This window comes from Pseudomonas sp. Pf153, from assembly GCF_001269775.1.
In the GTDB taxonomy this organism is placed as follows: domain Bacteria; phylum Pseudomonadota; class Gammaproteobacteria; order Pseudomonadales; family Pseudomonadaceae; genus Aquipseudomonas; species Aquipseudomonas uvaldensis.
This window is the reverse complement of sequence record NZ_LHVL01000009.1, coordinates 455,628-479,924: the sequence shown is the minus strand read 5'-3', so window position 1 is coordinate 479,924 and position 24,297 is coordinate 455,628. Positions and strand designations below refer to the sequence as shown.

21 protein-coding genes are annotated in these 24,297 nt (G+C 60.4%); 11 read left to right on the top strand and 10 right to left on the bottom strand.

The window, feature by feature from the left end; translation table 11 throughout:
- Positions 1-395: 395 nt before the first annotated feature.
- Both algB and AD666_RS07110 read left to right on the top strand, forming a co-directional pair.
- Positions 396-1,742 carry a sigma-54-dependent response regulator transcription factor AlgB gene (algB, locus tag AD666_RS07115; protein ID WP_053149356.1) on the top strand — a complete coding sequence of 449 codons (1,347 nt, stop codon included), beginning with the start codon at positions 396-398 and terminating at the stop codon, positions 1,740-1,742.
- A 10-nt stretch (positions 1,743-1,752) separates the two neighbouring features.
- A complete protein-coding gene (locus AD666_RS07110; protein WP_053149353.1) occupies positions 1,753-3,543 on the top strand; it encodes an ATP-binding protein in 1,791 nt (596 codons plus the stop codon).
- Between the two features lie 145 nt (positions 3,544-3,688).
- Here AD666_RS07110 and AD666_RS07105 read toward each other — a convergent pair whose 3' ends face one another.
- The 7 genes from AD666_RS07105 to AD666_RS07075 form a co-directional block, all read right to left on the bottom strand.
- A complete protein-coding gene (locus AD666_RS07105; protein WP_053149350.1) occupies positions 3,689-5,302 on the bottom strand; it encodes an EAL domain-containing protein in 1,614 nt (537 codons plus the stop codon).
- Positions 5,303-5,376: 74 nt separating this feature from the next.
- Positions 5,377-6,156: an N-acetylmuramoyl-L-alanine amidase gene (locus tag AD666_RS07100; protein WP_053149347.1), complete on the bottom strand. Its 780-nt coding sequence runs from the start codon at positions 6,154-6,156 to the stop codon at positions 5,377-5,379.
- 104 nt (positions 6,157-6,260) lie between these two features.
- Positions 6,261-8,204: a GGDEF domain-containing protein gene (locus AD666_RS07095; RefSeq protein ID WP_053149344.1), complete on the bottom strand. Its 1,944-nt coding sequence runs from the start codon at positions 8,202-8,204 to the stop codon at positions 6,261-6,263.
- Entirely contained in the window at positions 8,201-9,079 is an 879-nt protein-coding gene (locus AD666_RS07090; RefSeq protein ID WP_053149341.1) for an endonuclease/exonuclease/phosphatase family protein, read from the bottom strand. Before AD666_RS07090 ends, AD666_RS07095 begins: the two co-directional genes overlap by 4 nt.
- 15 nt (positions 9,080-9,094) lie before the next feature.
- Entirely contained in the window at positions 9,095-9,739 is a 645-nt protein-coding gene (locus AD666_RS07085; protein ID WP_053149338.1) for a thiol:disulfide interchange protein DsbA/DsbL, read from the bottom strand.
- Between the two features lie 184 nt (positions 9,740-9,923).
- Positions 9,924-10,556, bottom strand: a complete 633-nt coding sequence (locus AD666_RS07080) for a cytochrome c (protein ID WP_053149335.1) — start codon at positions 10,554-10,556, stop codon at positions 9,924-9,926.
- 46 nt (positions 10,557-10,602) lie between these two features.
- A complete protein-coding gene (locus AD666_RS07075; protein WP_003196231.1) occupies positions 10,603-10,893 on the bottom strand; it encodes a cytochrome c5 family protein in 291 nt (96 codons plus the stop codon).
- Between the two features lie 191 nt (positions 10,894-11,084).
- Here AD666_RS07075 and yihA point away from each other — a divergent pair, with 191 nt between their 5' ends.
- Positions 11,085-11,726, top strand: coding sequence for a ribosome biogenesis GTP-binding protein YihA/YsxC (gene yihA / locus AD666_RS07070; protein WP_053149331.1), 642 nt, complete (start codon positions 11,085-11,087; stop codon positions 11,724-11,726).
- 275 nt (positions 11,727-12,001) lie between these two features.
- On the opposite strand, the gene polA is transcribed toward yihA, so the two are convergent.
- Positions 12,002-14,767, bottom strand: coding sequence for a DNA polymerase I (polA, locus tag AD666_RS07065; RefSeq protein WP_053149328.1), 2,766 nt, complete (start codon positions 14,765-14,767; stop codon positions 12,002-12,004).
- 74 nt (positions 14,768-14,841) lie between these two features.
- On the opposite strand from polA, the gene AD666_RS07060 reads away from it, so the two are divergent.
- Both AD666_RS07060 and AD666_RS07055 read left to right on the top strand, forming a co-directional pair.
- A complete protein-coding gene (locus AD666_RS07060) occupies positions 14,842-15,129 on the top strand; it encodes a DUF2782 domain-containing protein (protein ID WP_053149325.1) in 288 nt (95 codons plus the stop codon).
- 62 nt (positions 15,130-15,191) lie between these two features.
- Positions 15,192-16,142, top strand: coding sequence for a homoserine kinase (locus tag AD666_RS07055; protein WP_053149322.1), 951 nt, complete (start codon positions 15,192-15,194; stop codon positions 16,140-16,142).
- Positions 16,143-16,192: 50 nt separating this feature from the next.
- On the opposite strand, the gene AD666_RS07050 is transcribed toward AD666_RS07055, so the two are convergent.
- A complete protein-coding gene (locus tag AD666_RS07050; protein WP_053149319.1) occupies positions 16,193-17,116 on the bottom strand; it encodes a zinc ABC transporter substrate-binding protein ZnuA in 924 nt (307 codons plus the stop codon).
- Between the two features lie 66 nt (positions 17,117-17,182).
- On the opposite strand from AD666_RS07050, the gene zur reads away from it, so the two are divergent.
- Genes zur through AD666_RS07030 form a run of 4 tightly spaced genes read left to right on the top strand, consistent with a single transcriptional unit; the run spans position 17,183 to position 19,979 of the window.
- Positions 17,183-17,665: a zinc uptake transcriptional repressor Zur gene (gene zur, locus AD666_RS07045; RefSeq protein WP_039593466.1), complete on the top strand. Its 483-nt coding sequence runs from the start codon at positions 17,183-17,185 to the stop codon at positions 17,663-17,665.
- The gene (znuC, locus tag AD666_RS07040) at positions 17,665-18,447 is read left to right on the top strand and encodes a zinc ABC transporter ATP-binding protein ZnuC (RefSeq protein WP_053149316.1); all 783 of its coding nucleotides are present in this window, start codon (positions 17,665-17,667) and stop codon (positions 18,445-18,447) included. The genes zur and znuC overlap by 1 nt, the downstream gene beginning before the upstream one ends.
- Entirely contained in the window at positions 18,440-19,228 is a 789-nt protein-coding gene (gene znuB, locus AD666_RS07035; RefSeq protein ID WP_053149313.1) for a zinc ABC transporter permease subunit ZnuB, read from the top strand. Before znuC ends, znuB begins: the two co-directional genes overlap by 8 nt.
- Positions 19,229-19,265: 37 nt before the next feature.
- Positions 19,266-19,979: a PA5502 family lipoprotein gene (locus AD666_RS07030; RefSeq protein WP_053149310.1), complete on the top strand. Its 714-nt coding sequence runs from the start codon at positions 19,266-19,268 to the stop codon at positions 19,977-19,979.
- A gap of 253 nt (positions 19,980-20,232) precedes the next feature.
- Here AD666_RS07030 and katE read toward each other — a convergent pair whose 3' ends face one another.
- Entirely contained in the window at positions 20,233-22,371 is a 2,139-nt protein-coding gene (gene katE / locus AD666_RS07025; RefSeq protein WP_053149307.1) for a catalase HPII, read from the bottom strand.
- 227 nt (positions 22,372-22,598) lie between these two features.
- Here katE and AD666_RS07020 point away from each other — a divergent pair, with 227 nt between their 5' ends.
- The gene (locus AD666_RS07020; RefSeq protein ID WP_053149709.1) at positions 22,599-23,606 is read left to right on the top strand and encodes a methionine ABC transporter ATP-binding protein; all 1,008 of its coding nucleotides are present in this window, start codon (positions 22,599-22,601) and stop codon (positions 23,604-23,606) included.
- Entirely contained in the window at positions 23,606-24,268 is a 663-nt protein-coding gene (locus tag AD666_RS07015) for a methionine ABC transporter permease (RefSeq protein WP_053149304.1), read from the top strand. Before AD666_RS07020 ends, AD666_RS07015 begins: the two co-directional genes overlap by 1 nt.
- The last annotated feature ends 29 nt before the right edge of the window (positions 24,269-24,297 follow it).

Genomic DNA, 24,297 nt, shown 5'->3' with positions numbered 1-24,297 from the left:
ATTGCAGACGGCATGCCAGAAATTTTTTACTAAAAAATACTTTAAAATCAGTTAGTTACAAGATAAGTAAATTGCGGCTTGGGCGCATCCTGCACGATGCCTCAGAAAAAAGTCGTGCGTTATGCACGATCGATCGAGTGGTGGCCAGCCGGTTTTCGCCGGAGTGCCGGGCAGGCATTCTTTTTTGAATTGCCACTCGTGAATGACGGTCGGAATGATCTGGGTCGGTCGTTAAGCGCACCGCGGCGTAGGAAAACGATTAGGATCCACCCGCTACAATCCCATCGCCCACAGCGATACTCCCAATGGGTAGTGTTCGCTCAGAATCGACCATGCAACTTGCCCGATTTTTCTGACACTAACCAACATCATTGATTTAAAGGAGCGTAGGAAAAATGGAATCCGCCACTGAGCATCAAGGCCGCATTCTGCTGGTAGACGATGAGTCCGCCATCCTGCGTACTTTCCGCTACTGCCTGGAAGACGAAGGCTATACCGTCGCGACCGCTGGCAGTGCCGCTCAGGCCGAAGCCTTGCTGCAACGCCAGGTATTCGACCTGTGCTTCCTGGATCTTCGCCTGGGTGAAGACAACGGACTGGATGTGCTGGCCCAGATGCGCATTCAGGCCCCCTGGATGCGAGTAGTGATCGTCACTGCCCATTCGGCCGTCGACACAGCGGTCGATGCGATCCAGGCCGGGGCCGCCGATTATCTGGTCAAACCATGCAGCCCGGATCAGTTGCGCCTCGCAACCGCCAAGCAGCTGGAAGTACGCCAATTGTCGGCGAGGCTGGAAGCCTTGGAAGACGAAATGCGCAAACCCAAGGACGGTCTCGACTCCCATAGCCCGGCGATGAAGGTTGTTCTTGAAACCGCCCGCCAGGTCGCCAGTACCGACGCCAACATCCTGATCCTGGGCGAGTCCGGCACCGGTAAGGGTGAGCTGGCCCGCGCCATCCATGGCTGGAGCAAACGAGCGAAAAAATCCTGCGTCACCATCAATTGCCCGTCGCTGACGGCCGAACTGATGGAAAGCGAACTGTTTGGCCACAGTCGTGGCGCGTTTACCGGGGCTAGCGAGAGCACGCTGGGACGAGTCAACCAAGCCGATGGCGGCACGCTTTTTCTCGACGAAATCGGCGATTTTCCGCTGACATTGCAGCCTAAATTGCTCCGTTTCATTCAAGACAAGGAATATGAGCGAGTCGGTGACCCGGTGACCCGTCGGGCCGATGTGCGGATTCTCGCAGCGACCAACCTCAACCTCGAAGACATGGTGCGCGATGGACGCTTTCGCGAAGACCTGCTGTATCGCCTGAACGTCATCACGCTGCACCTGCCACCGCTGCGCGAACGTGCCGAAGATATCCTGACCCTGGCCGACCGCTTCCTGGCTCGCTTCGTCAAGGAGTATGCCCGTCCGGCCCGTGCATTCAGCGACGAGGCCCGGCAAGCGCTGCTAGGCTATCGCTGGCCCGGCAATATTCGCGAGCTGCGCAACGTGGTCGAGCGCGCCAGCATCATCTGTGCCCAGGAAAAAGTGGAAATCAGCCATCTGGGAATGGCCGAACAACCCGTCAACAATGCACCACGCATTGGCGCCCCGCTGAGCCTCGATGAACTGGAGAAAGCTCACATCGGCGCGGTGCTGGCCACCGCTGATACCCTCGACCAGGCAGCCAAGACCCTGGGTATCGACGCGTCCACGCTGTATCGAAAACGCAAGCAGTACAACCTGTGAACGGTACCTTATGAAACTGGCGATGAAGCTGCGCACCCGGCTGTTTCTCAGTATCTCGGCCCTGATCACCGTAGCGTTGCTGGGGCTGTTGCTCGGCCTGGTGAGCGTGATGCAGATGGCCAATACCCAGGAACAATCGGTTCGTGACAACTTCGTTCTACTGGATCTGGGACTCAAACTGCGCCAGAGCCTGGGCGACCAGTTCATGATCATGCTCGATGACAAGCCTGACCTGGCCGCGTTGGAAAACGCCAAGCGGCATTACTTTCAATGGCTGGAGGAGGGCATCACCCACGAACAAAACCAGGACAACCCGACGGAGCGCTTCAGCCAGGCCAAAGTCGACTACCAGAAATTTCTCGACGCATACGCCGGATTTCGCCAGCAATCCCCCCCACTCTCTGGCATCCAGGACCTTACCGAGAAATTCAATGTGCTGCGCAACGGCCTCATCGAAGGGTATCGGAGCGCCCTGAACAACATCGGCGAAGCCCAGACCCACGCACGGGAGCGTGCGCTGCTGATTTCCAGCCTGCTGGGACTGGTGGGGCTGGCGGTGTTGATCATCGGCTTCATCACCGCCCATGGCCTGGCCCGACGTTTCGGCGCGCCAATCGAGGCGCTGGCCGCGGCGGCGGATGACATTGGCCAGGGCAATTTCGAAGTGACATTGCCGGTTTCCTCTGCTGCCGAGTTGAATCTGCTGACCCGGCGTTTCGGCATCATGGCCCAGGCACTGCGCGAGCACCAGGCCATGAACGTCGATGAACTGCTTGCCGGCCAGCAGCGCTTGCAAGCGGTGCTCGACAGTATCGACGATGGTCTGCTGATGATCGATCGCCAGGGCCGGCTGGAACACCTCAACCCGGTAGCGCAACGTCAATTGGGCTGGGATGAAGAGCGTCTGGGCCTTGGATTGGGCGAAGCCCTGGGGCGCCAGGAACTGGATGAGGAATTGCAACTGGTCCTGCGGGGCGGAACTCTGGAGCGGGCTCCGGAGGACCTGAGCATCGAGGTGGATGGCGAATCGCGCCTGTTGACTTATAGCCTTACCCCCGTCAGCCATACCCAAGGACACATCCTTGGCGCCGTCATGGTGCTGCACGACGTCACCGAACAGCGGGCGTTCGAACGGGTACGCAGCGAATTCGTACTACGGGCCTCCCACGAGCTACGCACCCCGGTGACCGGCATGCACATGGCGTTTGGCCTATTGCAGGAGCGCGTGCACTTCGCCGAGGAATCCCGCGAAGCCGACCTGCTCAACACCGTCAACGAAGAAATGCAGCGACTGATGCAACTCATCAACGACCTGCTGAACTTCTCCCGCTACCAGAACGGCCTGCAAAAACTGACCTTGGCGCCTTGCTCCATCGAAGACCTGCTGGAAGCGGCCCGATTGCGATTTGCCGACCAGGCCCAAGCCAAGGGCATCGCATTGCTCGTGGAAATCCAGGGCCCGCTGCCACGCCTGCACGCCGATGCCGGACAACTGGATCGAGTACTGGATAACCTGATCGACAATGCCATGCGTCACACAGCCGACGATGGCCAGATCCGCCTGCAAGCCCGACGCCACGGCGAGCGAGTAATCATCAGTGTCGAAGACAACGGTGAAGGCATTGCCTACGGCCAACAGGGAAGGATTTTCGAACCTTTCGTCCAAGTCGGACGCAAGAAGGGGGGAGCGGGTCTCGGCCTGGCACTGTGCAAGGAAATCGTTCAGCTCCATGGCGGACGGATGGGGGTTTATTCACGGCCAGGGCAAGGTACCCAGTTTTACATGGCACTGACGGTCTGAAACCTAGGCTCTGTTTGAAAAGTCTTGAGACGAAGGTCAGGCAAGGCGAAAACCGGCGAGGAAGTGCAGTTTACTGGAGTAAATGAGCATTCCGAGCCGGTTTTTAACGCAGCATGAACGAGTATCAAGGCTTTTCAGACAGAGCCTAGGCTTCATCATCCAGGCGCCGCCCTAGTCGCCGTCGCCCCCGTGTGATCAGTTCGATGAGCTGCACCGCGCTCAGGGCATGGGCAAACAGCCAGCCCTGGCCGAACGTGACTCCTTCGCTGCTCAGGTATGAAGCCTGGGCCTCATGTTCGATCCCTTCGGCAATCACCTTCAGCTGCAACGCATGGGCCATGTGAATGATATGTGGCGCTACGCCACTGCTGGCTGCGTCGTGACCAAGGGCATCGATAAAGGCTTTGTCGATTTTCAGGCAATCCACCGGCAGGGTTTGCAGGTACGCGAGGCTGCTGTACCCCGTACCGAAGTCATCGATCAACACCTGGTGGCCCAGATCGCGCAGCGACTGCAGGTTATCCCGGGCCACGAGCACATCGATCAACCCGCGCTCGGTCACCTCGAAGGCAATCTGACGCGCCGACACTCGATGCCGCTCCAGCAAGCGAGCGATCACCTCACCGATACGAGGCACCATGACGTCGCAGGCCGCCAGGTTCACCGAAATGTAGAGCTGCGGATTGGCCCTTAACAACTGGCCGAGCTGATCGAACAGTCTCTGTAATACAAAATCGGTGATCTGCCGAATCTGCCCGGTATTCTCCGCCATCGGGATGAAAAGGTCCGGGCTGGTCAACGTGCCATCGGGCCTTCGCCAACGCAGCAACGCTTCGGCACCGACACAGAGGCGACTGCGCAAGTCGAAAATCGGCTGGTACAACACCTGCAATTCACCGCGCCGAATGGCCCTATGCAGCTCCGCGTCCATGGATTGGCGCTGGCGGGCCAGAAGCAGCACCTGGAAACCGATCCCCAGGCCCAATGCCAGGCTGATGGGCAGCATCCACCAGGCATTGGTCGGGAAATGGAGACCACTGCGGGGGGTGATCAGCACCAACTGATATTCAGGGTTGTCGGTTTGCATTCGATAGATCAGCCGCGTGGGCGTCACCTGCAGGGCATTGTCCCTATTGGCTGGCCAGGGCTCTGGGGGTGGCCAGTATCGATCGGTGCCAAGCACGGGAATGGCCCGTTTGCCATGGTCAAGCACCACCAGCAGGCTGCTATCGGGAGGAAGGTCGACTACGTCGGTCAGATGCCCACGAGAAGTGGCAACCCGAAAGTTACCGCGACCGAGCATCAACGCGGCGCGGTTTTCATCAGGTTCGGTCGTCGTGTTGAGCCAGTAACTGTACGTCGGCCCCCGGATATCGGGCGCACGAGCCACAGGCAATCCACTTTGCCGCGGACGATTGGAGCATACGCCGCGGCTGTCGGTATACGCCGCCTCATAGACGAAGCGGTAATTGAAGCTGACCTGCTGCAAGGTCGCGATCATGTCATCGTCGCATCCGCGCAGCGGTTGTGTCTGCAGATCGTCGAGGCTTTCGCGCAGCTGCCCGAACAGCTGTTCCAGCCGTTGCAGAAAGCGCTCGCCCTGGGCATTCATCTGGTCGCTTTCGCGCTGCTTGACCTGCTGCACAGTCACGAACAGGCTCGCCGCCAGCAACAGCACCGTACTCAGGGCAGCCGCTACCATCGCCAGAAAAAGAGGGCGATGGAGCCAGCTTTGCAGGGCTTCGCGGGTAGCCGTCATCTTGGTAATCCGAAAGTTACCAATGAGTTATAGCTTCTGAATTGACTTTAGGCGTTATCGGCAGACAAGCGTCATTATTTTGTCTGGGTAAGCACCTGCAAGATTGCAGCACTTTGCGCGTCCGGCGTGCCGTCGAACCGGGCCGGCCGATAACGCATCTGGAACGCAGCCAGTACACGGTGGGTGGCCACATCCCATTCGCCAGTCTGGGGCGTCGGATAGCCCAGCCGGGCCAATTCCGTCTGAAACCAACTGGCACTGGGCAACTGGGCCGCGAAAAGGACTTGCTGGCGCGCCACGGCTTGCTCATCCGGCCAGATTCCCAGGCCGGCCTGCGCCAGACGTTTCCAGGGAAACAGCGGCCCTGGATCAAGCTTGCGCAAGGGGGCGATGTCACTGTGACCGATGATATTGCCTGGATTGATTGCGTTACGCCGAGTGATGTCCTTGAGCAGAACGATCAGGGATTGGATCTGGGCTTCGCTGTAGGGGTACCAAAGGCGACCGGTCGGCGTGTCGACGTACCCCGGATTGACGATTTCGATCCCGATCGAGCTGGAGTTGAGCCAGGTCCGGCCTTGCCATTCGCTTTCGCCGGCGTGCCAGGCGCGTCGGCTCTCATCCACCAATTTGTAGATAGTCGCGTTCTTATCGTCACCGATCAGGTAATGAGCGCTGACCTCGCCATGAGTCAGCAGGGCCAGGGACCGCTCCAAAGAAGCCGAGGTGTAGTGAACCACCACGAACTGCACACGATTGTCCTGATTGGCCGAAGGATGACTGGTGTCCAGCCGGGGCCCGCTGGCGCAGCCGGCCAAGGCCAACAGAAAAGCAATGATCGGAAAGAGTTTCATGGGGGCAGGGGCGTTTGCAGGTAGAAAATAATGCAACAGTGTAACGTATCGAATTGCGATGAGCCGATCCGCATTCCTTTATTAAACAAAATGGAACAATTGGATTAGCCAATCTCCACTCGGTTACGCCCGGCCGCCTTTGCCCTGTAAAGCGCCTGATCGGCTCTTTTGAGCACCAGATCACTGCGTTCTCCGGTTTTAAAGCGGGTAAGGCCAATGGACACCGTAATCGTGACCGGCTCACCCTTGAAATGGAATGGGCAGGCCTCGATGGCCGCTCGAAAGTTCTCGGCCAGTCCGCCGCCCGCCGTTAACGGTGTGTCCGGCAGCAGCAGGACAAATTCCTCGCCGCCAAAACGGGCAATGAAATCGCTGCCGCGCAGGCGTTTACGCAATACGGAAGCAATGATCTTCAATACCCTGTCGCCAGCCAGGTGGCCGTAGTTGTCGTTGATTCGCTTGAAGTGGTCGAGATCGAGTATGGCCAGCAGCAAGCTATTGCCATGCCGTTGCCACTGGGTGACTTCATGCTCCAGGCGTTCGCTCCAGGCGGCGCGGTTAGGCAGCCCGGTGAGTGGATCGATCAGGGCTTTTTGCCGCTGTTCTTCAAGGTTCTCGCGAACGACCTGGGCTTCCTGCTCCATCACCGCGACGCGCTCCGCCAGGCTCTTCAACCGAGCGGAAACCTCTTGCTCGCGCTGGTCCCGTTGCAGGCGGTGCTGATCCATCGTACCGAGCAAGCCTTCGAGATGGTTCTCCAGCACTTGCTTGAGTCCTTCCAGGTCATCGGCTTCCTGCATGCTGCTTTGCAAGCCATCGACCTGTTCGCGAATCTGCGTGTCCATTTCCCTGGAAGCTGAAAGATTGTCCGCATGGCCTTCACTGGCGGCCCGCAGGCTGCTCTGGAATGACTCCAACCGATCATTGAGGCGCTGTAGGTAGGCTTCGAACTCGTGCTGCCCGCTGTCGGTGATTGCCAGCATGAGTGTCGCAAAATCGTCGAGAATCGGCAGCAACTCATACCAGTTCAAACCGTTTTGCAGCCGTTCACGCATCGCTTCGGCCTGGGGACGGTGGCGTTCGGGCAGCGTCAGGTCACCCAGCAAGCCCAACAATGTGTCTTCGATATGCCTGGCCACTGAGCTATAGGACGGCTCCGGCGAATCGGGCAGGGCATAATGGACATCCTCCAGGTCGACAGGCAGCGCCTCGACGGTTTCGGGCGCATCGGGCTCCGTATCCGGATCGGATACATGCGGATCGGTCTCGGGCGGCACCTCGGACACCAGCTCATCGGGGTTCTCGAACGCAGGCGCGGGAGCCGGAGCGGGATCAAGCATTGGCGGGATAAAAAGGTCCGGCTCGACGGTTTCGTCGGCGTGCCGTATCGGTTCCGCCGCGGGAGAGAGGGGTACAGGCTCAACGGCCAATTGCTTCGGCATCGCTGGCACAGCCCCAGTTTCAGGCCCCGTGTTGTCGGCGGCAGGTTCAGGGGATGGGGATGGGGATGAGCCATCTTCATGGCCATGGCCGCCAAACAACCGCTGCAGCAAGCCGGGACGATGCGCTTGCTCGGGAGCCTCCAACACTTCCAGGGCCTTGCCTTGCAAACCGCTCAGTTCGCTGAGCAGCAATGGAATTTCTCGAGCCTGGCCTACTCGCGCCTCGAGGTGTTTGGCGAACCTCTTGAGCGGCCGACTGACTTCCCTGGGCAACGGCAGGGTTTGTAACTGAGTGACAAGGGCGGTCAGGGCAGTGCTCATCTGCTCGGTTCGGGTCTCGCGGCGCTGCTCGGAATCCAGCACGGCTTTTTCCAGACGAGGCAACAGGGCGGCGAGCGCGGCGTCCATCTCATCGGTGCGCACCACTTCGCGCATTTCCTTCATGCATTGGTCGACGGCCCTGTCGGTGCCTTCGGCGGCCAGCGTACTGCGCACCAGGCCACGCCGCAGCAGGTCGAGCCGCGCATTCCAGCGTCGTTCGAGCTTCTCCTGCTGTTCGATGCTCCTGAGGTATTTCTCTCTCCAGCGTTCGGCGTCGTCGCTCATTCATCGGATCCGCAAGGGCCAGGACTCAACGCAGGGAATGTATCGGCCGTCAGCGAACCCGGCAAACGAATTTCGACCGCGACCGGCAGGTGGTCGGAAATGGGTTGGGCCAGGACTTCGACACGCTCAAGGGTCAAGGTCGGGCTCAGCAGGATATGGTCCAGGCAGCGCTGGGGGCGCCAGCTAGGGAACGTCGCTTCCAGCTGCGGCGCAAGAAGGCCCAGGTCACGCAGGGGCGAGCTTTGCAGCAGGTCGTTGGCATGGGTGTTCATGTCGCCCATCAATACCTGGTGCTTGTAGCCACCGATCATTTCGCGAATGTAGGCCAACTGCATCGAGCGGGTCCGCGCGCCAAGGGCCAGGTGCATCATGACCACCACCAGCGCCTCCGGACCTTCACCGAAACGCGCCAGGATCGCGCCGCGCCCTTTAGGGCCCGGCAGCGGATGATCTTCGATCGCCCAGGGCCGCAGGCGGCTCAACACACCATTGCTGTGCTGAGCGAAGCGCCCGAGGTTGCGATTGAGTTGTTGGTACCAATAGGGAAATGCGCCCAGTTGAGCCAGATGTTCGACCTGATTGACGTAGCCTGACCTCAAGCTACCGCCGTCGGCCTCTTGCAGCGCCACCAAGTCGAAATCCTTCAGCAGATCGCCGATCTTCTGCAGGTTTCCGGCGCGCCCGGTGTGAGGCAGCAAATGTTGCCAGCCGCGGGTCAGGTAATGCCGGTAGCGCTCGGTGCTGATGCCCACCTGAATATTGAAGCTGAGCAACCGCAAACGGTTGTCGGCGGGCAGGCCCGTTGAGGCGACATGGTGCTCGTTGACCCGTGGTTCATGCAGGCCAATGATGCGTTCGGTTCTCCAGCGGGCCATGGACGCAGTCCGCGCTTAGTTGGCAGCGGCCTTAGCGGTCGTCCGCTCCTTGGCAATCAGCTTGTCGGCCAGAGCCAGCGCTTCGTTTGCGCCGCCGGCGGAGCCGATATCGAAGCGGTACTTGCCGTTTACGATCATGGTCGGTACGCCAGTGACCTGGTATTTCTTGGCAAGATCCTTGGCCTTGGTGATCTGGGCCTTGATCGCGAAGGAGTTGAAAGTCGCCAGGAACTTCTCCTTGTCGACGCCTTGAGTAGCAAGGAATTCGGCCATGTCTTCAGGATCGGTCAGACGCTTCTTCTCATTCTGGATCGCGTTGAACACCGCGGCGTGAACCTTGTGCTCGACGCCCATGGTTTCGAGGGTCAGGAACATTTGGCCGTGGGCATCCCACGGGCCGCCGAACATGGCGGGGACGCGCACGAAATTCACGTCCGAAGGCAGCTTGTCGACCCAAGGGTTGATGACCGGTTCGAATGCGTAGCAATGCGGGCAGCCGTACCAGAACAGCTCCACCACTTCGATCTTGCCAGGCACCGCCACCGGAACCGGGTTGGTCAATTCGACATAGGGAGCCTTCGACTCCTCGGCGGTGGCTTGAGCGCCAATGCCGAACAGGCTGGCAACGACGAGCGCGGCGCTGATGATCAGATTACGCATGCTTTACTCCTGGACATGGATGGCCTCGCGAGGCGTGTCTTTGAGACAGGCCGTGGCGGGTTCAAGTTCGTAGTGTAACGGCAGCGGCCACAAAAAAGGGCGGCCAAAGCCACCCTTTTGATGTTTACCGCGACAGATTAATCGAGCGTTAACATTGCAAGCTCAGCCACGCAGGTCAATGCACTCAGTGCAAGCCCTGAATGTAGCTGGCCACCGCAGCGATATCTTCGTCACTGAGCTTGCGAGCGATGGTGCGCATGGTCATCGCGTCGCCATCGTTGGCGCGGCCGCCTTCTTCCTTGCGGAAATCGGTCAGTTGCTTGGTGATGTATTGGGCATGCTGGCCACCCAGGTGCGGGAAGCCGGCGGGGGCGTTGCCCTTGCCGTCTGGCGCGTGGCAGCCGGTGCAGGCTGGCAGTCCTTTTTCCAGGTTGCCGCCGCGGAACAGCGCTTCCCCACGGGCCACGAGTTTTGGATCGGCCGCGCCGACACTGCCCTTCTGGCTGGCAAAATAAGCGGAAATGTCCGCCAGGTCCTGGTCGCTCAGGTTGTTCAGCAGGCCGGTCATTTCCAGGACGGTGCGCTTGCCCGACTTGATGTCGTGCAGTTGCTTGTTCAGGTAACGCTCGCCCTGACCCGCCAGTTTCGGAAAGTTGGGCGCCATGCTGTTGCCATCCGGGCCGTGGCAGGCTCCGCATACGGCAGCTTTCGCCTGGCCGGCTTTCGCATCGGCGACGATGGAGGCACTACCGCCAGCGGCGTGGGCAACACCGGATATCCCCAAGGTCAACAGCAGACTCACGATCAGTTTGTTCATCAGCTAATCCAACTACGGCTAAGGGTTAAAGAGTTATGGACCGGGTTCACTCGCTCATCCACTGGATGATGGCTCGGTAATCCTCGGCACTGCAGTCCATGCACAAACCACGCGGCGGCATCGCCTTGAAACCCTGGGTCACGTGTTGCACCAGCGTCTCCATACCTTTCGCCAACCTCGGCGTCCAAGCTTCCTGATCGCCCTTGCGGGGCGCCATGGGGAGTTGGCCGGAATGACAGGCACCACAAACACGGTTGTACACAGCTTCCGGATCCTGTGTAGCCTGAGCGCTGTAAAGCGGCATCAAGACACCGGCAGCTAGCAGCCATTTCGTCATAAAACGACCTTTTCAGGGTTGAGAGCGAGCTGCGTTCTGATGCGCAATTCTGGTCGATCGCTCTCGTGAGCCTCATCCTACGCTGGGACAAAGCGCACACAAAATCTGCGGCATTATATACTGGCGTCACTGAAACGGAAACGACACCGCTTGCCGCGTCCATTCCCGACGCCGCCCACATCGGAAATCCCATGCAACTGAAGAACCCCATCCTTGGCCTGTGCCAACAGTCCACCTTCATGCTCAGCGCCGCCAAAGTCGATCAATGCCCCGACGACGAAGGCTTCGAAGTGGCGTTTGCCGGTCGTTCCAACGCCGGCAAATCCAGCGCGCTGAACACCCTGACCCATGCAAGCCTGGCACGGACCTCGAAAACTCCGGGCCGCACGCAACTGTTGAATTTCTTCAAGCTAGACGATGAACGCCGTTTGGTCGACTTGCCCGGTTACGGTTACGCCAAGGTGCCGATCCCGCTCAAGCAACACTGGCAGCGTCATCTGGAAGCCTATCTGGGCAGCCGCGAGAGTTTGAAGGGATTAATTCTGATGATGGACATCCGCCATCCGATGACTGACTTCGACACACTGATGCTCGATTGGGCAGTCGCCAGCGGCATGCCCATGCACATCCTGCTGACCAAGGCCGACAAACTCACCTATGGCGCGGCGAAGAACACCTTGCTCAAGGTGCAGTCGCAGATACGCAAGGGCTGGGGCGAGGCGATCACTATCCAATTGTTCTCGGCGCCCAAGCGCATGGGCCTGGAAGAGGCCTACGGCGTGTTGGCCAACTGGATGGAGCTGGCGGACAAGGGCAGCGAACCCGCTGAATAAGCCGAATCGCGGGCAAAAAAAACCCCGGACTTCTTATGGGGAGGGGGAAGTTCGGGGTTCAAGTTCCGGACCGCTAGGGCGGGGTCCAGATATCTGCCAACACTTAACACAACATAGGAGCTATTGAAGGGCTTCACCAGCCATTCAGAAACTCTGAGTGCTCTTTCACGGTTTTAGTTCAGATTATTTTTGGAAATAACCTTAGGAATTTTCCGAGCTAACGCCGACGTTGCCCTTTGGGGCAGGCTCTGCCTGCCCAAGGTTCATTGCCAGGCTCAGTGCGCCTCGTCCCAGTTATTGCCCACGCCCACTTCCACCAGCAGCGGCACGTCCAGCGTGGCGGCGGCGCTCATATGCTGGCGGATCTCTTCGCGAACCTGGTCCACCAGGTCTTCGCGCACTTCCAGCACCAATTCGTCGTGGACCTGCAGGATGACCCTGGCATCCAGCCCCGACGCACACAGCCAGCGATCCACCGCCACCATGGCTTTCTTGATGATGTCGGCAGCCGTACCTTGCATCGGCGCGTTGATCGCCGTGCGCTCGGCGCCTTTGCGCAGCGCCGGGTTTTTCGCGTTGATGTCCGGCAGGTACAACCGGCGACCGAAGATGGTTTCGACGAACCCCTGCTCGGCAGCCTGGGTGCGGGTGCGCTCCATGTACGCCAGCACCCCCGGGTAGCGTGCGAAGTAACGGTCGATGTAGGCCTGGGACTGCTTGCGATCGACGCCGATCTGCTTGGCCAGGCCAAACGCGCTCATGCCGTAGATCAAGCCGAAGTTGATCGCCTTGGCGCTGCGACGCTGGTCATGAGTGACGGCGTCCAGCTCGACACCGAAGACCTCGGCGGCCGTGGCCCGGTGCACGTCCAGGTCATTGCGAAATGCATGGAGCAGGCCTTCGTCTTTGGCCAGGTGCGCCATGATCCGCAGTTCGATCTGCGAATAGTCCGCCGCCAGCAGCTTGTAACCCTTGGGCGCGACGAACGCCTGGCGGATCCGCCGGCCTTCGGCGGTGCGGATCGGGATGTTCTGCAGGTTCGGGTCGATGGACGACAGACGGCCGGTCGCGGCGACGGCTTGTTGATAATTAGTGTGGACGCGGCCGGTGCGGCTGTTGATCTGCTCCGGCAGACGATCGGTGTAGGTGCTCTTGAGCTTGCTCAGCGAGCGGTATTGCATCAGCACCTTGGGCAGCGGGTAATCCTGCTCGGCCAGTTCGGCGAGCACGGCTTCGGCGGTGGACGCCTGCCCCTTGGCGGTTTTGCTGAGCACCGGCAATCCGAGTTTTTCGTACAGGATCACTCCCAATTGCTTCGGTGAGCCGAGGTTGAATTCTTCACCGGCGATAGCAAATGCCTCACGCTCCAGCGCCACCAGCTTCTCGCCCAACTCGACACTCTGAACCCCCAGCAGATTGGCGTCCACGAGCGCGCCCTGGCGCTCGATGCGCGCTAGCACCGGCATCAACGGCATTTCGATTTCATTAAGCACTTTGCCCAGGCTCGGGACCGCGGCGAGCTTCTCCTGCAAGGCCTGATGCAGGCGGAAGGTCACGTCCGCGTCTTCGGCAGCATAGGGGCCGGCCAGTTCCAGGGCGATTTGATCGAAGGTCAGTTGCTTGACGCCTTTACCGGCAATGTCCTGGAAGTCCGTCTTGCTTTGGCCCAGGTATTTGAGCGCCAGACTGTCCATGTCGTGGCGGGTTGCCGTGGAATCCAGCACGTAGGATTCCAGCATGGTGTCGAAGGCAATGCCCTGGACGTAAATACCGTTGTCCTGATCGCCATCGATGGCGCAGTTGGCGAGGATGTTGGTCTCGAACTTGGCGTGCTGGCCGACTTTGAGCTTGTTCGGGTTTTCCAGCAGCGGCTTGAGGGCCTTGAGCACTGTGTCGCGGTCCAGTTGCTCCGGCACGCCCATGTAGGAATGGGTCAGCGGAATGTAGGCAGCCTCGAACGGCGCCACGGCGAACGACAAGCCTACGAGCTGCGAGTGCTGGGCATCGGTGCCATTGGTTTCGGTGACGAAGGCAAACAGCGGCGCCTTTTCCAGCTTCGCCAGCCAGGTCTCGAAGCTCGCCTGATCGAGGATGACGTCGTACTTGGACTCGGCACCCGATTGCTCCTCGGCCACGTCGACGATTTCCTGGCCGGAGCGCTTGGCTTCGCGCTGGTTCTCCTCGAACCAGCTCTTGAATTCCAGCAGGGTGTAGAGCTCGGCGAGTTTTTCGTGGTCCGGCTCACCCATTTTCAAATCGTCGAGGCCGATATCCAAAGGCACGTCGGTCTTGATCGTCGCCAACTCGTAGGACAGGAAGGCCATTTCCTTGTGTTCTTCGAGCTTGGCGGGCAGGGTCTTGGCGCCGCGAATCGGCAGGGTGGGGACGATATCCAACTGCGCATACAGCTCGGTCAGGCCGCCGTTGACGCCCACCAGCAGGCCGGACGCGGTCTTCGGTCCGATACCCGGTACGCCGGGAATGTTGTCGGACGAATCGCCCATCAACGCCAGATAATCGATGATCTGCTCCGGAGCGACACCAAATTTCTCCTTCACGCCAGCCACGTCCAGCGAGCTACCGGTCATGGTATTGACCAAGGTAATGTGCCCGTCGACCAACTGCGCCATGTCTTTGTCGCCGGTGGAGATCACCACTGGGCGGTCGGCCGCGGCGCTGCTGCGGGCCAGGGTACCGATCACGTCATCGGCCTCGACGTTGTCCACGCACAACAGCGGGAAGCCCAGGGCCTTGACGCTGGCATGCAGTGGCTCGATCTGAACGCGCATGTCGTCGGGCATACTCGGGCGGTTGGCCTTGTATTCGGCGTACAACGCGTCGCGAAACGTCCCACCCTTAGCGTCGAAGACCACGGCGAACGGGCTGTCCGGATACTGCTTTCGCAGGCTCTTGAGCATGTTCAACACACCCTTGACCGCGCCGGTCGGCAGGCCTTTGGAGGTGGTCAAAGGTGGCAGCGCATGAAAGGCGCGGTACAGATAAGAAGAACCGTCCACCAGGACGAGGGGGGCTTGGCTCATGAGCAGGATCAACCTTTTCGGCGGGTCCGGGGCTAGAATAGCGGGACCGTTGACGACAAAGGGACAAGGTTATCATGCGTACACTAAATCGCCTGTTACTGGCTGGCTTGTTTGCAATGACACCGCTGGCCGTCATGGCGGCGGACGAAGCACCTTCGGCGGACCCGGACGTGACCATTCGCACGGAAGGCGACAAGACGATCCAGGAGTACCGGCAAAACGGCTTTCTGTACGCGATCAAGGTCACGCCCAAGAACGGCAAGCCTTATTTCCTGGTGCGCGCCGATGGCAGTGATGCAAACTTCATCCGCTCGGATCAGCCGGATATGCTGATTCCGTCGTGGAAAATCTTCGAGTGGTGATGCCGCTCCCGACTTCAACAACCGGCGCCCGCTGAAGGGCGCCCGTACTGGCAGTTTTAACCATGTCTGTGTTCACCCCCCTGGCTCGGCCCGAGCTGGAAACCTTTCTCGCCCCCTACGGGCTTGGCCGTCTGCTTGATTTCCAGGGGATCGCCGCCGGCAGCGAAAACACCAATTTCTTTATCAGCCTGGAGCAGGGCGAATTCGTCCTGACTCTGGTGGAGCGCGGCCCGGTCCAGGAAATGCCGTTCTTCATCGAACTGCTGGACGTGCTGCACGACGCCGACCTGCCAGTCCCTTATGCCTTGCGCACCACCGATGGCGTGGCGCTGCGGGAGCTGGCCGGCAAGCCGGCGCTGCTGCAACCACGCCTGGCGGGCAAGCACATCAAGCAGGCCAATGCGCAGCATTGCGCTCAGGTCGGCGAGTTGCTGGCGCATCTGCACCTGGCGACAAAGGACAAGATGATCAAACGCAAGACCGATCGCGGACTGGACTGGATGCAGGAGGAGGGCACCAAGCTCCTGTCGCATCTGGACACCGAGGCCCGTCGCCTGCTGGAAGCGGCGCTCGATGAAATCGCTGTGCAAAAGACCGCCATCCTGGCGCTGCCCCGGGCCAATATCCACGCGGACCTGTTCCGCGACAACGCGATGTTCGAGGGCACGCACCTGACCGGGCTGATCGACTTTTACAACGCCTGCTCCGGGCCGATGCTGTATGACGTCGCCATTGCCCTGAATGACTGGTGTTCGAATGACGACGGTGTGCTCGATGGCGCCAGGGCCCGGGCATTGTTGGGGGCCTATGCGGCCCTGCGACCGTTCACCGCCGCCGAGGCCGAGCTATGGCCGACCATGCTGCGGGTGGCGTGCGTGCGGTTCTGGTTGTCGCGGTTGATCGCGGCCGAATCGTTTGCCGGGCAGGACGTGCTGATCCACGATCCGATGGAGTTTCAGCAGCGGTTGGGGCAGCGGCAGGACGTTCATACCTTGTTGCCGTTCGCCCTGTAACAGCAAAACCGAGCACTCCCTCGCCACGGGCTTTTGCAAAAAGCAGGGAGTTAGAGTGACTCCAGGCATTGCGCCAGATCATTGCCCAACTTCTCCAACAACTGCTCATACCCCTGCGCCGTCGCCGGGGTATAGCCGCCCAGGGCATCCAGTTCCGCCAGTTTGACCGGCAACCCGGCCACCAGGGTTTCGGCCAGGCGCGGGCGCAGGGGCGGTTCGCTGAAGACGCAGGTCTTGCCTACCGCCTGCAAACGCGTGCGCATCGCCGCCACGTGTTGGGCCCCCGGCTGGACCTCGGCGGCCACGGCGAAAACCCCTGCGTGCTTGAGCCCGTAGGTGTCTTCGAAATAGTCGAACGCTTCGTGGAACACGAAATAGGGTTTGCCCGCGATCCCGGCCAGCCGCGACTTCAGGCGCGCGTCCAAGGCATCGAGGCGCTGGTTGAAACCCTTCAGATTGCTTTGATAGCGAGCCGCATTGGCAGGATCGGCTGCGCTCAGGTCGGTTGCCATTCTGGCAGCGATCACCCGAGCATTGACCGGCGACAGCCACAGGTGGGCGTCGATCGTACCGGGACGATGGTCATGATCATGCTCGTCGCCGTCATCGTCGGCATGGGATTGGCTGTCCTCGGCAAAGTGCCGCAGCTTGAGTCCCGGCAGCTCCTGCACCGCAACGGAGGGCAACGTACGGCCATTCAACACCCGTGGCAGGAAACCCTCCATGTCGGGGCCGATCCAGTAGAGCAAGTCCACCGATTGCACCTTCCGTACGTCGGATGGCCGCAAGGCATAGTGGTGAGGCGAAGCACCGGGCGGCAGCAGCACCTCCGGTACGGCCACGCCGTCCTGCACGGCGGCGGCAATCAGCTGCAGCGGCTTGATGCTGGTGAGAACCTTCACCTCGGCCTGGGCAGGGCAGGTCAACAGGAAACTTGCGAAAAAAGCGACAAACAACGAAAAAAATCGAGACACGATGACCACTCAATGAGGCGAGAACCGGTAACATAATAACGTCTCTCACTGAACACGTCGCTGCCCATGCCTATCACACCCCTCGCCAGTCGCCCCCATGATCACTCTCACTGCGTGCACAGCGCGCTGTCCGAGGCCGACGCCATCTGCGCGCGCCAAGGGTTGCGCCTGACCGCCTTGCGTCGTCGTGTGCTGGAACTGGTCTGGCAAAGCCACAAACCATTGGGCGCCTACGACATCCTGGCCGTGCTCAGCGAGCAGGACGGCCGTCGTGCCGCGCCGCCCACGGTTTATCGCGCACTGGATTTCCTGTTGGAAAATGGCTTGGTGCATCGCATCTCCTCGTTGAACGCCTTCGTCGGCTGCAACCATCCGGAGCACGCTCACCAAGGCCAGTTCCTGATCTGCCGAGAATGCCACGCCGCCATCGAGCTGGAACAGAAGTCCATCAGTGATGCCATCGTTGCCAGCGCCAAGGAGGTCGGCTTCGTGGTCGACACCCAAACGGTCGAAGTGGTCGGTCTCTGCTCCGGTTGCCAGGGGGCCTGATGAGCAACCCGTTGATCCGTCTCGAACAAGTGGCCGTGACCTTTGCCGGACAGAATGTGTTGGACAACATCCACTTGAGCGTCGAGCCTGGGCAGATCGTCACCCTGATCGGCCCCAACGGTGCCGGCAAGACCACTCTGGTGCGCGCCGTGCTGGGTTTGCTCAAGCCGGACAGCGGCAGCGTCTGGCGCAAACCGAAGCTGCGGGTTGGCTACATGCCGCAAAAGCTGCATGTGGACCCGACGTTGCCGCTGTCGGTGCTGCGCTTCCTGCGCCTGGTGCCAGGGGTCGATCGCACGCGGGCCCTGGCGGCGCTCGACGAAGTCGGCGCCGAGCACGTAATCGACAGCCCGGTACAAAGCATTTCCGGCGGTGAAATGCAGCGTGTGCTCCTGGCCCGCGCCCTGCTGCGTGAACCCGAACTGCTGGTGCTCGACGAGCCGGTGCAAGGCGTCGATGTAGCCGGCCAGGCCGAGCTGTACAGCCTGATTACACGCTTGCGCGACCGCCACGGCTGCGGCGTGTTGATGGTATCGCACGACCTTCACTTAGTGATGAGCACCACCGACCAAGTGGTCTGCCTCAACCGTCACGTCTGCTGTTCCGGGCATCCCGAGCAGGTCAGCGGAGACCCGGCGTTCGTCGAGCTGTTCGGCAAGAATGCCTCTAGTCTGGCGATCTATCATCACCACCATGACCACGCCCACGACCTGCACGGTTCGGTGGTCATCGGCGCCCCGGTTACCCCCCACGTTCATGGAGATGGCTGCAAGCATGGCTGATTTTCTGTTGTACGCCCTGCTTGCAGGCCTGGCCCTCGCGCTGGTGGCCGGCCCCCTGGGCTCGTTCGTGGTCTGGAGGCGCATGGCCTATTTCGGCGACACCCTGTCCCACGCGGCCTTGCTCGGCGTGGCCCTGGGATTCTTGCTGGACATCAGTCCCACGGTTGCAGTGAGCGTCGGCTGCCTGTTGCTGGCAGTGGTGCTGGTGACTCTGCAACAGCGCCAACCGCTGGCATCCGATACGCTGCTGGGGATCCTGGCTCCCAGCACCCTGTCCCTCGGGCTGGTAGTGCTGAGCTTCATGCACGATGTGCGGATCGACCTGATGGCCTACCTCTTCGGCGACCTGCTGGCGATCAGCCCAATGGATCTGTCGTGGATCCTGGGCGGCAGCGCGGCGGTCCTGCTATTGCTGGTTGCACTCTGGCGCCCTTTGCTGGCCGTCACCGTGCATGAGGAACTGGCGCGAGTCGAAGGCTTGCCCGTGGTTGGACTGCGGCTGGCGCTGATGCTGCTGATCGCGGTGGTCATTGCCGTGGCGATGAAGATTGTCGGTGTATTGCTGATTACTTCATTGTTGATCATCCCGGCCGCTGCGGCACAACGTCACGCCCGTTCGCCGGAGCAGATGGCCCTGGGCGCAAGCCTGCTGGGCATGCTCGCAGTGTGTGGCGGACTGGCGTTATCGTGGTTCAAGGACACCCCGGCCGGACCGTCAATCGTGGTCAGCGCGGCCGCATTGTTTCTGCTGAGTTTTGTCCTGCCTCGCCGAGGGGTGTAGACTTGCTCGCTTTTTGCGCAAATAGAGAGTCGCAGGAATGAAGCCGTTCGCCTCCCGTTATCTGCTCCTTGTCGCATTTTCACTGCTGCTGGGCGCTTGCAAGAGTTCGCCGCCCGTCACTGAGGCTCCCGATACCCGGGGCCCGGCCATCGCGCAGCTGGAACAAAGCCTGGCCAGCAACGAGCTGTCCACCGCTGACGATCAATTGGCAGCGTTGCAGGCCCAGAAGCCTGAAGACCCGGCCCTGGAGCCGTATCAACGGCAACTGGCCGAGGCGTATTTGCGCCGCAGCCAGATCGATCTGCAAAAGGGTGACGTAAACGCCGCCGCAACAGCCTTGAGCCGCGCCCGTGCACTGATGCCAAAGGCGCCAGCCTTGACCGGCGAGGTCAACAGTGCCATTGCCGAAGCCCGCAAGGCCGAGCTGGAAAAAGCCGAAGCCGACCTCAAGGCCGCCGAAACCAAACCGGTCGCCAAGCTGATCGACCCCAGCGCAGAGAGCACCACGGTTGCATTGAATATCGGCGATATTCAGCAGATGCGTCGTCAACTCGACGCAATCGCCGCTGATGTGGTGAATTTTCAATGTGACGTCAGTATCCAGGCTCCGCGTACCGATGATTATCCGTGGCTGGCGAATTTGCTGACCAAGCGGGTTAAAAAGCTCGATCCGGGGTTTGACCTGCAGCTTCGCAAACAGATTCTGCGTAGCTTACCGGCGCAGATGGTCCTGACACCCCGTAAATCTTAGAAGCATCGCGAGCCGGCTCGCTCCCACAGGGGGTTGGTGGCGGATACGAAATCTGTATTCACACCGACCATCCACTGTGGGAGCGGGCTTGCTCGCGAAAGCGGAGGGTCAGTCAAGAGGATGTTGAATGTACCGCCGCCTTCGCGGGTAAACCCGCTCCTACAGGGGGGTTGGTGGACGCGAATCTGTGTTCACACCAAATCCACTGTGGGAGCGAGCCTGCTCGCGATGGCGTCCTAGCGGTCGCCTTTCATCAAGCCGGAACCGCCTTGGCCTTGGGCTCCCGTGCCCAGACTCGATGCTGCGCAATCGCCGCAAAAAACCGCGAAAAACCGCCCGCTTCAGCATCCTCTATCAACCCTGCATCCACCTCCAGCTTCAACTCCACCAGCAACTGCCGAGCCTCACCATGAAGCCCAATGGCCTTCAGATGCTTGTAAGCTTCCAGTACGTAATGCAACGCCACGCCGTCCCGACTCAGGGCCTTGATCGACTCTGCGCCGCCCGGTACGAATACCGCATCGAAGGCAATCGACGGCAAGCCTTCCATGGACGCATCCACCGCCAGCGACTGTCCATCGGCCGTGGTCACCGGCGCCGAAGTCGGGCCAAGCACTTTGGCGTGAGCGCCCTCGGCCTTCAGGGCCTGTTTGAGCGCATCGATAATCGCCCCATCCACCCCGTTCGCCACCAGCACCGCGACTTTGCGGGTTTTGATATCGCCCGACAGTAAGTTCGCCTGGCTCAAGGCCGGGGATTTCTCCAGCGAAGGCGTCGGTACGTCCACGGTGCCGGCAGCCGGCGCTGGCAACCCCAGGTTCTTCGCGACCCGCGCCGCCAGCTCAAGGTCGATGTTGGCGAGGATCTCATTGACCTGCCGTGCCCGGATAAACTCGCGCTCCACCTTGCCCAGCTCAAAGCTGTAGGCGGCGATGATGTGCTCCTGCTCATGGGGGCTCATGCTTCGGTAGAACAGCCGCGCTTGCGAGAAATGGTCGCTGAAGGACTCGCTGCGCTGACGGATCTTGTAGGCGTCGATGCGTTCCGGATAGCTCTCGAAGCCACCGTCCTGTGGGCCGGGCGGGGTTTCCTTCGGCCAGCCACCGTCGATGGAGTTGGGCTCGTAGGAGGTCCGTCCCTTGTCGATGGTGCTGCGGTGCATGGCGTCGCGCTGGCCGTTGTGTACCGGGGTAATCGCCCGGTTGATCGGCAGCTCATGAAAGTTCGGCCCGCCGAGTCGGCTGATTTGCGTATCGGTGTATGAAAAGAGCCGGCCTTGCAGCAGCGGGTCGTTGGTAAAGTCGATACCCGGCACGATGTGCCCGGGGCAGAACGCGATTTGCTCGACCTCGGCGAAGAAATTATCCGGGTTGCGATTCAGTACCATCCTGCCCAAGGGGGTGATGGGCACCAGTTCTTCAGGAATCAGCTTGGTAGGGTCGAGCAGATCGAAGTCGAACTTGTGTTCGTCTTCCTCGGCAATGATCTGTACGCCAAGTTCCCATTCCGGGTAGTCCCCCATCTCGATCGCCTCCCAGAGATCGCGACGGTGGTAGTCGGTATCTTTACCTGCCAGTTTCTGGGCCTCGTCCCACACCAATGAACACGTGCCGACCTTGGGCCGCCAGTGGAATTTGACGAAGCTGCTGCGGCCCTCGGCATTGATCATGCGGAAAGTGTGCACGCCGAAACCCTGCATGCTGCGCAGGCTCTTCGGAATGGCCCGGTCGGACATCGCCCAGATCACCATATGAGCCGATTCAGGCACGAGCGAGACAAAATCCCAGAACGTGTCATGAGCGGATCCGCCGGTGGGAATTTCATTGTGGGGTTCGGGTTTCACCGCATGGACAAAATCCGGGAACTTCACCGCGTCCTGGATAAAGAACACGGGCATGTTGTTGCCCACCAGGTCGAAGTTGCCCTCGTCGGTAAAGAATTTCACCGCAAAGCCCCGCACGTCCCGCACGGTATCGCCGGAACCTCGTGGCCCTTGAACGGTGGAAAAGCGTACGAACACCGGAGTTTTCTTCTCCGGGTCCTGTAGGAAACCGGCCTTGGTTAGCGCTGAATGCGCCTCGTAGCACTGAAAGTAACCATGAGCGCCTGTACCACGGGCATGAACGATGCGCTCAGGGATACGTTCATGGTCAAAATGCGTGATTTTTTCACGCATGATGAAGTCTTCCAGCAGCGAAGGCCCGCGGGCCCCGGCGCGGAGGGTGTTCTGGTTATCGGCGATTTTCACGCCCTGATTGGTGCGCAACGCCTGCTCGGTGGCATCGGCGCGAAATGGCTCCAGGCTCTCGAGCTTGGCGTTGGTATTGCTGCGGTCCAGGGTGTCTGTCCCGGCCAGTTGGCTCTTGTTGAGCGCGGGTTTGTCGATACTCATCAGGCGTAACTCCTCTTTCTATCCCTGCAGGGCCGGGATGCTTGAGTGGTCTAATGAGTGACCTGTACCGCTTCGCTGTGTTCCTTTTTTATGCCCGCTGATCGCGTTATTGCCAAATGACTGGTTCGATTGCAAATAAATGCTAAGAACCTCTATACGGACAGGCTAAAATGCGCGCCCGGCTAACCGCTGATCCCTTTTCCAACGCGCCCCACAAGGTTCGCTACGTGATCGAGTTTCAAAACGTCCATAAAACCTACCGCGTCGCCGGTAGGGACATCCCCGCGCTGCACCCGACCAGCCTGACAATTGAAAACGGTCAGGTCTTCGGCCTGATTGGTCATTCCGGGGCGGGAAAAAGTACCCTGCTGCGCCTGATCAATCGCCTGGAAGATGCCAGCGGCGGCAAGATCATCGTCGATGGCGAGGAAATCACCGCCCTGGATGCCAATGGCTTGCGACGATTCCGTCAGCAGGTCGGGATGATTTTCCAGCACTTCAACCTGTTGGCTTCCAAGACGGTGGCGGACAACGTGGCGCTGCCCCTGACACTGGCCGGTGAATTGTCCCGCAACGAAATCGACCAGCGCGTCGCCGAGTTGCTGGCCCGTGTCGGTTTGTCCGACCATGCCCGCAAATACCCGGCGCAGCTGTCCGGCGGCCAGAAGCAGCGCGTCGGCATCGCCCGCGCCCTGGCGACCAAACCCAAGATTTTGCTGTGCGACGAAGCCACCAGCGCCCTCGACCCGCAAACCACCGCGTCGGTGCTGCAACTGTTGGCAGAGATCAACCGCGAGCTGAAACTGACCATCGTGCTGATCACCCATGAAATGGACGTGATCCGCCGGGTCTGCGACGAAGTGGCGGTCATGGACGCCGGTGTGATCGTCGAGCAAGGCCCGGTGGCCGAGGTGTTCCTGCACCCCAAGCACGCGACCACCAAGCGTTTCGTCCAGGAAAACGAGCAGATCGACGAAAGCGAACAGCGCGACGACTTCGCCCACGTACCGGGGCGCATCGTGCGTCTGACGTTCCAGGGCGACGCGACCTACGCGCCGCTGCTCGGAACCGTCGCCCGGGAAACCGGTGTGGACTACAGCATCCTGGCCGGTCGTATCGACCGCATCAAAGAAACCCCCTACGGGCAACTGACCCTCGCCATTACCGGCGGTGACATGGAGGCGGCGTTCGCCCGCTTCACCGCGGCCGATGTCCACATGGAGGTGCTGCGCTGATGGAATTTTTTGCAAACATCGACTGGCTGGAAATCTGGCTGGCCACCGGCGACACCTTCCTGATGCTGTTCGGTTCGCTGCTGTTTACTGTACTGCTCGGCCTGCCGCTGGGGGTGCTGCTGTTCCTGTGCAGCCCGCGCCAGTTGCTCGAAGCCCGGGGCGTTTATGCGTTGCTGTCGCTGATCGTCAACATCCTGCGCTCGCTGCCGTTCATCATCCTGTTGATCGTAATGATCCCGTTCACGGTATTGATCACCGGCACCTCGCTGGGTGTAGCCGGGGCGATTCCGCCATTGGTGGTCGGCGCGACGCCGTTCTTCGCTCGCCTGGTGGAAACTGCCTTGCGCGAAGTGGACCGCGGCATCATCGAAGCGACCCAGGCCATGGGCGCGACGACCCGCCAGATCATCGTCAATGCCTTGCTGCCGGAGGCCCGTCCGGGCATCTTTGCCGCGATAACTGTGACAGCGATTACGCTGGTGTCCTACACGGCCATGGCCGGCGTCGTTGGCGCCGGTGGCTTGGGCGACCTGGCGATCCGTTTCGGTTACCAGCGCTTCCAGACCGATGTAATGGTGGTCACGGTGGTGTTGCTGTTGGTGCTGGTCCAGGTGCTGCAAACCGTGGGCGACAAGCTGGTTGTGCATTTCTCTCGAAAATAAGGCCTCGCGCCCATAAACCATGAGCCAGC